Origin of the sequence: Nonomuraea rhizosphaerae, assembly GCF_019396405.1 — a bacterium.
Lineage (GTDB): Bacteria > Actinomycetota > Actinomycetes > Streptosporangiales > Streptosporangiaceae > Nonomuraea > Nonomuraea rhizosphaerae.
In genome coordinates this window covers 1-8,746 of sequence record NZ_JAHKRL010000116.1, presented here as the reverse complement: position 1 = coordinate 8,746, position 8,746 = coordinate 1, and the positions used below count along the sequence as shown (strand labels likewise).

At 70.9% G+C, this 8,746-nt stretch carries 13 protein-coding genes and 1 pseudogene; 8 read left to right on the top strand and 6 right to left on the bottom strand.

Features of this window, described 5'->3' with window-relative positions; genetic code table 11:
* The 3 genes and pseudogenes from KME77_RS05800 to KME77_RS05790 all read right to left on the bottom strand — a co-directional run.
* A pseudogene (locus tag KME77_RS05800) lies at window positions 1-258 on the bottom strand (MMPL family transporter); the annotation flags it as partial.
* Between the two features lie 143 nt (window positions 259-401).
* On the bottom strand, window positions 402-776 hold the full coding sequence (locus tag KME77_RS05795) for a YccF domain-containing protein (RefSeq protein WP_219462681.1): 375 nt from the start codon (window positions 774-776) through the stop codon (window positions 402-404).
* Between the two features lie 70 nt (window positions 777-846).
* Window positions 847-1,617, bottom strand: coding sequence for a TIGR03084 family metal-binding protein (locus KME77_RS05790; protein WP_246609230.1), 771 nt, complete (start codon window positions 1,615-1,617; stop codon window positions 847-849).
* 34 nt (window positions 1,618-1,651) lie between these two features.
* Here KME77_RS05790 and KME77_RS29760 point away from each other — a divergent pair, with 34 nt between their 5' ends.
* From KME77_RS29760 to KME77_RS05770, 6 genes are all read left to right on the top strand, one after another.
* Window positions 1,652-1,780: a hypothetical protein gene (locus tag KME77_RS29760; protein ID WP_281424048.1), complete on the top strand. Its 129-nt coding sequence runs from the start codon at window positions 1,652-1,654 to the stop codon at window positions 1,778-1,780.
* 98 nt (window positions 1,781-1,878) lie between these two features.
* Window positions 1,879-1,962 (top strand): putative leader peptide, encoded by an 84-nt coding sequence (locus KME77_RS30465; protein WP_311132608.1) that lies wholly within the window; start codon window positions 1,879-1,881, stop codon window positions 1,960-1,962.
* 108 nt (window positions 1,963-2,070) lie between these two features.
* The gene (locus KME77_RS05785) at window positions 2,071-3,744 is read left to right on the top strand and encodes a nitrite/sulfite reductase (protein ID WP_219462679.1); all 1,674 of its coding nucleotides are present in this window, start codon (window positions 2,071-2,073) and stop codon (window positions 3,742-3,744) included.
* Window positions 3,741-3,911 (top strand): Insertion element protein, encoded by a 171-nt coding sequence (locus KME77_RS05780; RefSeq protein WP_219462678.1) that lies wholly within the window; start codon window positions 3,741-3,743, stop codon window positions 3,909-3,911. Before KME77_RS05785 ends, KME77_RS05780 begins: the two co-directional genes overlap by 4 nt.
* A complete protein-coding gene (locus tag KME77_RS05775) occupies window positions 3,908-4,636 on the top strand; it encodes a phosphoadenylyl-sulfate reductase (RefSeq protein WP_219462677.1) in 729 nt (242 codons plus the stop codon). Before KME77_RS05780 ends, KME77_RS05775 begins: the two co-directional genes overlap by 4 nt.
* The gene (locus tag KME77_RS05770; protein ID WP_219462676.1) at window positions 4,618-5,445 is read left to right on the top strand and encodes a sirohydrochlorin chelatase; all 828 of its coding nucleotides are present in this window, start codon (window positions 4,618-4,620) and stop codon (window positions 5,443-5,445) included. The genes KME77_RS05775 and KME77_RS05770 overlap by 19 nt, the downstream gene beginning before the upstream one ends.
* Before the next feature lie 144 nt (window positions 5,446-5,589).
* Here KME77_RS05770 and KME77_RS05765 read toward each other — a convergent pair whose 3' ends face one another.
* On the bottom strand, window positions 5,590-6,225 hold the full coding sequence (locus KME77_RS05765; protein WP_219462675.1) for a class I SAM-dependent methyltransferase: 636 nt from the start codon (window positions 6,223-6,225) through the stop codon (window positions 5,590-5,592).
* Window positions 6,226-6,236: 11 nt separating this feature from the next.
* Complete coding sequence (locus KME77_RS05760; protein ID WP_219462674.1) at window positions 6,237-6,806, bottom strand: TetR/AcrR family transcriptional regulator; 570 nt, start codon at window positions 6,804-6,806, stop codon at window positions 6,237-6,239.
* Between the two features lie 84 nt (window positions 6,807-6,890).
* On the opposite strand from KME77_RS05760, the gene KME77_RS05755 reads away from it, so the two are divergent.
* Complete coding sequence (locus KME77_RS05755) at window positions 6,891-7,295, top strand: nuclear transport factor 2 family protein (RefSeq protein WP_219462672.1); 405 nt, start codon at window positions 6,891-6,893, stop codon at window positions 7,293-7,295.
* A gap of 203 nt (window positions 7,296-7,498) precedes the next feature.
* On the opposite strand, the gene KME77_RS05750 is transcribed toward KME77_RS05755, so the two are convergent.
* A complete protein-coding gene (locus KME77_RS05750; RefSeq protein WP_219462669.1) occupies window positions 7,499-8,203 on the bottom strand; it encodes a DUF1707 SHOCT-like domain-containing protein in 705 nt (234 codons plus the stop codon).
* A 258-nt stretch (window positions 8,204-8,461) separates the two neighbouring features.
* On the opposite strand from KME77_RS05750, the gene KME77_RS05745 reads away from it, so the two are divergent.
* A partial coding sequence (locus tag KME77_RS05745) for an ankyrin repeat domain-containing protein (RefSeq protein ID WP_246609227.1) occupies window positions 8,462-8,746 on the top strand: 285 nt, incomplete at its 3' end.

Genomic DNA, 8,746 nt, shown 5'->3' with positions numbered 1-8,746 from the left:
CTTGCCACCCTCGGGGGCGACGAGGACGACTCGCGCCGTCGCCCCGGCGGCCTCGCCGGGGACGCCGGGGAAGCGCTGCCGCGTCATGTCCAGCGCGGCCTGCGCCTCGATGCCGGGCATGGACCCGCCGTCGTCGGGAAGCCCGGCCGCGCCGGCCGAAGCGAGCCCGAGGGCGCCCAGCAGCGCCGTCCACACCAGTACGACATACCAGCGCCGCCGGAAGGCCAGACGGCCCAGCCGGTAGAGGAGCACAGCCACGGGACGGCCTCCGCATCGTCGATCGGGATGTCCCGCCAGGCTGGCCCCGATCCTCCGTCCCGTCGTCGTGCGATTGCTGACACTTCGGCTACTGAAATCGCAGTACGCCCGTGACCGCGCCCCCGCCGGCCGGGCGGGAGACCCTAGTCGTTGTCGACGATGCGGGCGCCCAGGGGCAGCAGCGAGACGGGGATCAGCTTGATGTTCGCCACGCCCAGCGGGATGCCGATGACCGACAGGAACAGCGGGATCGAGGTGACCACGTGCCCGATGGCCAGCCAGAGCCCGGCGAAGACGAACCAGATGATGTTCCCGATCGTGGACAGCGCGCCCGCGGACGGGTCGCGCTCCACGGTCCGGCCGAAGGGCCACAGCGCGTACGCCGCGATCCTGAACGAGGCGATGCCGAAGGGGATCGTGATGATCAGGACACAGCAGATGACCCCGGCCACCGCGTAGCCGATGGCCAGCCAGATTCCGGCGAACAGCAGCCAGATGACGTTCAGGATGGTGCGCATGCGCCCAGCATGTCACCGTCCTGGCCGCCGGATCATCGGGAATGCCCCTGGGCTTTTCCCTGAGCGACCCTTACCCGGCGGCCTTCCCCGGGCGGCGGCCCTTGCCGGGCGGCCCGGCGAACGCCTGCGCGATCCTCATCCAGGCGCCGGCCGTCTCCCCGGTGACCTTCAGCGCGGTGTCGTCGCGGTGCACGCGCTGGGTGACGAGCAGGCAGAAGTCCAGCATCGGGCCGCTCACCACGTCGGGGGCGTCGTCGGGGCCGGCCGTCCACGGGCCGCCGTCGGGCATGGTCAGCTCCACGCGTACCGGCTTGTCCGGCAGGGGCAGGTTCCGTACGGCGAAACCGTACGGCATGGCGCGGAACCCGATCATCGCCACGTGGCGCAGCCGCGCCGTGGGCTGCCGGGTGACGCCGAGCGCGTCGGCCACGTCCTGGCCGTGCGCCCACGTCTCCATCAGCCGGGCGGTGACGAACGAGGCGGCCGACATGTCGGGCCCGTACCACGGCAGCCGGTCGCGGGCCGACAGCCCCGCGAACGCCTTGACGCTGCGGGCGCGGGCGGTGCGGAACCACTCGAACAGCTCCGCGGCGGCGAGTCCGCGCAGCTCGGCGGCCAGGTCGTCGGTGGAGGTGAAGTGCGCGGCGGCCGCGCGGAAGGTGTCGGGGTCGGTCACGGCGGTGCGGGCCGCCTCGTCGAACCAGGCCAGATGGCTCACCTGGTCGCGTACGGCCCACCCTTCGGCGGGCGTGTCGCGCTCCCAGTCGCCTGGATCGAGCGGCTCCAGCAGGGTTTCCAGCGACGCGGTCTCGGCGCGCAGGTCGTCGAGCAGTTCACCCATGAGGTTCACCAGCGCAGCATAGATAATACGGAGGGTGATCTGCGAGAGCTGCAAGGACAAATGTCACGAGGAGTGCCGCGGCGGCTCCTGGTGCGACTGCCAGCACCAGCCGCCCGCCCCCGCGGCGGCCGAGTCCGACCTGGACTGGCCCCGGCAGGGCTGACGGCGGAACACACGGTAAGGGGGACGTCAGGGAGTGGTGAACGTCCAAAGTCTGGACGCTGTCTTGGACATACCGGACTCCTGACGTATCTTCGAGATATGCCAGCGGACCCCATGCTTGTCGGTCGACGCCACGTCGACCTTCAGCGTGTCCGCAGTGCCATCTGTTGCGACGCCCGTTAATCCCACCGCATTTCTCAGCGGAGCGCGTCGCAAACCTCCTTCACACCCCTGCACTCAAGGACGAGGCAGGAGGAAAGGTGCGCGCGCCCATGAACAGAAGGACGCGCAATGAGCACCCCTGCCAGCCGGCACCACAAACGCCCGCGCGGCGAAGGCCAGTGGGCTCTCGGTTACCGGGAGCCGTTGAACAAGAATGAAGAGAACAAGAAAAACGACGACGGCCTGAACGTACGCCAGCGCATCATTGACATCTACTCCAAGCGCGGCTTCGACTCGATCGACCCCGCCGACCTGCGCGGACGCATGCGGTGGTACGGGCTCTACACCCAGCGCAGGCCGGGGATCGACGGGGGCAAGACGGCGATCCTGGAGCCGGAGGAACTGGACGACCGCTACTTCATGCTGCGGGTCCGGATCGACGGCGGCCAGCTCAGCATCCCGCAGCTACGGGTGATCGCCGACATCTCCAACGAGTACGGCAGAGGCACGGCCGACCTGACCGACCGGCAGAACATCCAGCTCCACTGGATCGAGATCGAGTCGGTGCCGGACATCTGGGAGCGCCTGGAGGCGGTCGGGCTGAGCACCACCGAGGCCTGCGGCGACACGCCGCGTGTCATCCTGGGCTGCCCGCTGGCCGGGATCGACACCGAGGAGGTGTTCGACGCCACCGACCAGATCACCGAGCTGAACGAGCGCTTCATCGGCGACCCGGCCTACTCGAACCTGCCGCGCAAGTTCAAGTCGGCGCTGAGCGGCTGCCCCTCGCACTGCACGGTGCACGAGATCAACGACGTGGCGTTCGTCGGGGTGGAGCTGCCCACCGGCGAGAAGGGCTACGACCTGTGGGTGGGCGGCGGGCTGTCGACCAACCCGATGTTCGCCAAGCGGCTCGGCGTGTTCGTGAGCCCGGAGCGGACGGCTGACGTCTGGGCCGGAGTGATCGGGATTTTTCGTGATTACGGGTACCGGCGGCTGCGGCACCGGGCGCGGATCAAGTTCCTGGTCAACGACTGGGGCGTGGAGAAGTTCCGCCAGGTGCTGGAGACGGAGTACCTCAAGGAGACGCTGCCCGACGGGCCCGCGCCGAAGGCTCCGCGCAGCTCGCGCCGCGACCACGTCGGCGTCTACCCGCAGAAGGACGGCAACTTCTACGTCGGCTTCGCGCCCAAGGTCGGCCGGCTGGACGGCGACAAGCTGCACGCGATCGCCGACGTCGCCGAGCGGCACGGCTCCACCCGGGTGCGCACCACGGTCGAGCAGAAGATGGTCATCCTCGACGTCACGGCCGGCCAGGTGGACTCGCTGGTCGCCGAGCTGGAGGCCAACGACCTCCAGGTCAACCCGTCCACGTTCCGCCGCCAGACCATGGCCTGCACCGGCATCGAGTACTGCAAGCTGGCCATCGTCGAGACCAAGGCCACGGCCGCCGACCTGATCGACGAGCTGGAGCGGCGGCTGCCCGACTTCACCGAGCCGCTGACCATCAACGTCAACGGCTGCCCCAACTCCTGCGCCCGCATCCAGGTCGCCGACATCGGGCTGAAGGGCCAGCTCGTCGTGGACGACAACGGCGACCAGGTCGAGGGCTTCCAGATCCACCTGGGCGGCTCGACGGGCGTCAACCCGGGCTTCGGCAGGAAGGTGCGCGGGCTCAAGACCACCGCCAAGGCCCTGCCCGACTACGTGGCGAGGGTCGCCACGAACTACGAGGACCAGAAGAAGGAAGGCGAGTCGTTCGCCGACTGGGTCCAGCGAGCCGACGAGGCGGACCTGCGATGACGACACGAGCCGTTCCGTTCCACTGCCCTTACTGCGGTGACGAGGACCTGGAGCCCTACGAGGGCGAGGCCGACGCCGCCGGGTCCGCGGCGCACGGCGGCTGGTACTGCCGCTCCTGCGCCCGCGCTTTCAAGCTGAAGTTCCTGGGGATCGGAGTCAAGATATGACGCTCGTCGACATCGAGGTCGGCCTGAGACAGCAACGCGGCGCGCTCGACCTTCAGGACATCGTCGAGTCCGCCGCGGTGTTCCTGGAGGACGCCCCCGCCCGCGAGATCATCCGCTGGGCGGCCGCGACCTTCGGCGACCGCCTCTGCCTGACCTCCTCGATGAGCGACGCGCTGCTCATCGACCTGGTCAGCCGGGTCAAGCCCGGCGTCGACGTGCTGTTCATCGACACCGGCTACCACTTCGCCGAGACGATCGGCACGCGGGACGCGGTCCAGCAGGTCTACGACGTCAACGTGATCAACATCGAGCCGTCGCGGACGGTCGAGGAGCAGGAGCGCGACCTCGGGCCGCGCCTGTTCGGCCGCAACCCGGACCTGTGCTGCTTCCTGCGCAAGGTCGAGCCGCTGAACCGGGCGCTGGAGCCGTACCTGGCCTGGATCTCGGGCATCCGCCGCGACGAGTCGGCCACCCGCTCCGGCGCCAAGGTCGTCGAGTGGGACGCCAAGCGGCAGATGGTCAAGGTCAACCCGATCGCCCGCTGGAGCCAGGAAGACGTCGACAACTACATGTCCGACAACGGGGTACTGATCAACCCGTTGCACTACGACAACTATCCGTCGATAGGCTGCGCCCCCTGCACGCGGCAAGTGGCAGAGGGCGAGGACCCGCGCAGCGGCCGCTGGGCGGGGCTGGGGAAGGTCGAATGCGGCATTCACCTGTGATCCCCGGCGTGCGGCCCGTCCCGTTGGCAGACGGGACGGGCCCGAGCGTGCCACTGGTCGCGGTGGCGCACGGGTCTCGCGATCCGCGCGCCGCCGCGACCGTGGAGTCCTTGCTCGACGAGGTACGGCTGGCCCGGCCCCATCTGCCGGTGCGCACGGCCTACCTCGACCACGCGACCCCGTCGCTGGCCCAGGCGCTGGGCGGGCTGGAGTCGGCGGTGGTGCTGCCGCTGCTGCTCACCGAGGCCTACCACAGCCGGGTGGACCTGCCCGCGGCGCTCAACGAGGCGCGGGCGCGCGACCCGCGGCTGCGCGTGCGCTACGGCTCGACGCTCGGGCCGCACCCGCTGCTGCCGGCCACGCTGGAGCGGCGGCTGGCCGAGGCCGGGGTGGCTCCCGGCGATCCGGACACGGCGGTGGTGCTGGTGTCGGCGGGTTCCAGCGACCGGCGGGCCAACGAGGTCGTCTCGGGGATGGCGCGGAGCTGGGGGCGTGCCTCCTGGCGCGCGGACCTGGCGGGCGGCCGGGCACGCGGGTGGTGGGCGGTGACGGCCGCGTACGCGTCGGCCGCCTCGCCGACGCCGGAGCAGGCCGTGGCGATGCTGCGCGAGGCGGGCGCGCCGCGGGTGGCCGTGGCGCCGTACCTGCTCGCGCCCGGCTACTTCGCCGACAAGGTGCGCCGCACCACGCTGGAGGCGGGCGCCGACGTGGTCGCCGACGTGCTCGGGCCGGCTCCCGAACTGGCCGCGATCCTGCTGGAACGGTATGACGCGGCGGTACGGAGCCCGGCGGGAGCAGCCGCCTCCTGACGGCCGCCTTCCGGGGTCAACGTGGAGGCATGTTCTGGAGCTGACGTTCACGGCGTTGGACGGGGCCGCCGTCGTGGCGGCGGCGGCCCGGTCGCGTCCCTACTGGCCCTGAAGAAGGGACCCGCGCTGGCTTTGAGGGGCCGGTCAGGACGGTTTGCGGGCCAGCACGAAGGCCTGCGAGGTGCGTTCGGTCTCGTCCGCCTCGCGGTGAAGCTGGGCGCTGACCACGAACCCCGCCTGGCGCAGCAGCTCGCCGGCCCGCTCCGGCGTCCAGCGGTGGAAGTCCAGCGCCACGTCGTGGCCCAGCGCCTTGTCCAGGTGCAGCACGTCCTCGCCCGCCTGGAAGGCCAGCAGCAGGTGCCCGCCCGGCGCCAGCACCCGGTGGAACTCGGCGAGCACACCCGGCACCCCGTCCCGCGGGATGTGGATGAGCGAGTAATAGGCCATGACCCCGCCGAGCGCGCCGTCCTTGATGTCCAGGCCGGTCATGCTCCCCTCGTCGAACCGCAGGTGCGGGTACAGCTCGCGGGCCACCGCCAGCATGCCGGGCGACAGGTCCACGCCGAAGACGTCCACGCCCAGGGAGTCCAGCAGCGCCGTCACGCGCCCGGTCCCGCACCCGACGTCGGCGACGGTGCCCCGCACCACCTCGGCGAACGCGTGCAGGAACACGCGGTCGAACGGCTTGGTGTCGAGATCGTTCTGGGCGAAGGCGACGTAGTCGGCGGCGACGGCGTCGTAAGAGGTCCGGGTCTCGTGCAAATAGGCGGATTCAGTCATAGCAGTGGACCCTAACCCGTGCCCCGCCCCTCCCCCGCAAGGCTCTCGAACACCGGCCGCATCAGGGCCACGATGTCGTCCGCGGAGGCGTCCGCGACGGCGCTCAGCTTGAGCAGGTGGCGCTCGATCACCACCCCGGTGATGATCGAGCTGATCAGCCCGGCCCTGAGAGCGGCGTCCCCGGCCGGGACGGCCGCGCCGATCCTGTCCAGCCAGGCCGCGGCCGCCACGCGGAACTCCCCCGACGCCTCGGCGTGCGTGAGCACCGAGCGCAGCACGACGAGCGAGGCCACCGGCTCGTCGTCGAGCCTGCGCCGCAGCGAGGTGAGCAGCGCCTCGGCCGGGTGCCCCGCGGGCAGGTCGTCCTCCGGCAGCCGGGCCGCCCGCGAGAACAGCTCCTCCTTGCTGCCGAAGTAGTGCATCACCAGTCCGGCGTTGACTCCGGCGGCCGAGGCGACACCTCGGATCGTGGTGCGCTCGTAGCCGAGCTCGGCGAAGGTGGCGCGGGCGGCGGCCAGGATGCGCGCCTCGGTCTCGCGCCGCTGGTCGGCCCGGGTGCGGCGGGGCTTCTCTGCTGACACGCGGCTCATTGTACGAGCGTTGACCGAATCGCCTCATTCGTTGTACGGTCGTTCAATAAACGCTTGTTCAACGAAAGGGCGCCCATGGACGCACGGGAAATCGCCGACCAGCTGCTGGACGTCGGCCGCGCCGGGGACGCGGACTGGTTCCTGTCGGTGATGGCACCGGACGCGGTCATCGAATGGCCGTACCGTCCCGAGGGCGTGCCGGAGCGGCTGACGGGGCGGGAGGAGATCCGGGCCTTCATGGGGACGGAGGCGAGGGTGATCACGTTCGAGTCGTACCGGGACAAAGTGATCCACGAGACGACCGACCCCGAGGTGGTCATCATCGAGTACACGGCGCATGGGCAGGTCACCGCCACGGGGGCGCCGTTCACGCAGCGGGTGATCGCGGTGATCCGCGTACGGGACGGATTTGTCGTGCATTACCGCGACTACATCAACCCGCTCCCGCTGATGGCGGCGCTGGGGTCATCGGCCCGGTAGGGCGTTCCAGCGGGTCGCACGAGTGCTGACGGCCGGCGTCGAGCAGCCGGGCGTCCGGACGATCGCCGCGTCGGGCGGCTTCTCCGCGGGCGCCTCACCCCGCCGCTGCCGCCGCCACCGGGAGGCGGGTGGGCCGGTCGGCGGCCTGTGTGGTGTGGCTGGTCGGTGGCCTGTGGCCGGTCGGTGGTCGTGCCTCTGGCGGGTCAGTATCCGCCGCGGAGGTCGCGGCGGATCTGGCGGTCGGCCTCGCGGAGCTGCCTGCGCATGTCGTGCCAGTCGGTGCCGTGCAGCCTGCGCCAGTGCTCGCGCCAGCCGCCCAGGCCGCGCCGCAGCGGCTGGGCCTGGGAGTCGCCGACCACCTTGACGTCGCCCATCACCGCGTACGCCTGCACCCGCACCACCGGGACGTTCATCCCCGGAGCGGCCTCCATCACGTCCACCCGCTTGTCGCCCATGATGGCCATGCCGTCGAGGTCCACGTTCACGCCGTCGGGGACGATGATCTTCACGTCGCCCATCACCGAGACGGCGAGGATCTCGACCATGTTCGTGCGGACCTCGGCCTCGCGCAGGTCGAGGACCACGTCGCCCATCACGGCGACCGCGCCGAGCTCCTGGTCGATCCGCCAGGTGCCGCGGCGCTTCGAGTCACCCATGATGCCGACGAACCAGCGCCGCTTGCGCTTGGGCGCGGCCTGCTGCGCCGGCGCCATGGGCGCCGCGCCCGTGGCGGGCAGGTCCTGGGTGAGCAGGGCCAGCTCGGCGTGAGTGGTCGCGGTGTAGGCGGCCTCCGTACGGTCGGTCAGCTCGGCGAGGGTCAGCCGCCCGTCGACCGAGGCGATGCGTAGCTGCTCCACGACGGCTTCACGTTCGGCGTCCGAGGCTCGTACGGCACCAGGATCAGTCATACTCGCAACATATCGCGTTTCGGGGAGATCGGGATCCTCCCCTCGGAGGAAGAGTCATACGACGAAACGCCCACATCCGTCACAAATCTCCGCGCTGGGCCTCCTCGGCCGCGGGCGACGGTCCGGTGGGACACCACGCCACGATCCGGGCGTCGGACCCGCATCAGGGAACAGGTGATCGTCAACCCGTGGTCTGACACGAGAGACCCACCGAGAGGCTGACGCGGCCCCGGCGCGATCCAGGCTAGGGTCCCATTCATGCATGAGGAACAGCTCTATCGTGCCGCCCTGGACGGCGATCCGGAGAAGGTGGGCCAGTTGCTCGCCGGCGGCGCCGACCCCAACGCGGTCAGCGAAGGCGAGGACGGCGGGCTGCCGCTGTGCGCCGCCGCCGCCCGCGACCGCGCGGAGGTCGCGAGCGCGCTGCTGGCCGCCGGCGCCGACGTCAACGGCCGGGAGAGCGGCGGCTGGACGGCGCTGCTCTGGGCCGCGGCCAACGGGCACGCCGAGACGGCCGAGCGGCTGATCGAGGCGGGGGCCGAC

What these genes read in the sequence shown, in the direction of transcription:
- KME77_RS05795 (WP_219462681.1), bottom strand. Translation starts at nt 776, where the DNA reads ATGCGCACCATCCTGAACGTCATCTGGCTGCTGTTCGCCGGAATCTGG.
- KME77_RS05790 (WP_246609230.1), bottom strand. Translation starts at nt 1,617, where the DNA reads ATGGGTGAACTGCTCGACGACCTGCGCGCCGAGACCGCGTCGCTGGAA.
- KME77_RS30465 (WP_311132608.1), top strand. Translation starts at nt 1,879, where the DNA reads ATGCCAGCGGACCCCATGCTTGTCGGTCGACGCCACGTCGACCTTCAG.
- KME77_RS05785 (WP_219462679.1), top strand. Translation starts at nt 2,071, where the DNA reads ATGAGCACCCCTGCCAGCCGGCACCACAAACGCCCGCGCGGCGAAGGC.
- KME77_RS05780 (WP_219462678.1), top strand. Translation starts at nt 3,741, where the DNA reads ATGACGACACGAGCCGTTCCGTTCCACTGCCCTTACTGCGGTGACGAG.
- KME77_RS05775 (WP_219462677.1), top strand. Translation starts at nt 3,908, where the DNA reads ATGACGCTCGTCGACATCGAGGTCGGCCTGAGACAGCAACGCGGCGCG.
- KME77_RS05770 (WP_219462676.1), top strand. Translation starts at nt 4,618, where the DNA reads ATGCGGCATTCACCTGTGATCCCCGGCGTGCGGCCCGTCCCGTTGGCA.
- KME77_RS05765 (WP_219462675.1), bottom strand. Translation starts at nt 6,225, where the DNA reads ATGACTGAATCCGCCTATTTGCACGAGACCCGGACCTCTTACGACGCC.
- KME77_RS05755 (WP_219462672.1), top strand. Translation starts at nt 6,891, where the DNA reads ATGGACGCACGGGAAATCGCCGACCAGCTGCTGGACGTCGGCCGCGCC.
- KME77_RS05750 (WP_219462669.1), bottom strand. Translation starts at nt 8,203, where the DNA reads ATGACTGATCCTGGTGCCGTACGAGCCTCGGACGCCGAACGTGAAGCC.